Source organism: Peribacillus sp. SIMBA_075, assembly GCF_046534585.1.
The window spans coordinates 1-242 of record NZ_JAWRYN010001437.1 but is presented as its reverse complement, the minus strand read 5'-3'; the positions used below and the strand labels follow the sequence as shown (position 1 = coordinate 242).

General features: G+C 55.8%; 1 protein-coding gene. It reads right to left on the bottom strand.

Annotated features, from left to right (window positions below):
- Window positions 1-242: pyridoxal-phosphate dependent enzyme (locus SB775_RS33110; RefSeq protein WP_410865530.1), on the bottom strand; the 242-nt coding region annotated here is incomplete at both ends.

Below are 242 nucleotides of genomic sequence, written 5' to 3'. Positions count from 1 at the left end.
CAGCGCCTGGCAAGAATAAGCGACGCCTTGCGCATGATTCCCCGCGCTTGCGCAAACGACGCCTTGCGCCCGCTCAGCTTCAGTCATGCTGCGGATGAAATTATACGCACCGCGCAGTTTGAAAGAACGGACGACTTGCTGGTCTTCCCGTTTCAAAAAAACATTGCAGCCATAACGTGCCGAGAGAATCTCGTTGCGCTGCAGGGGCGTACGGATGATGACATCCTTCAGCGCCTGATTGG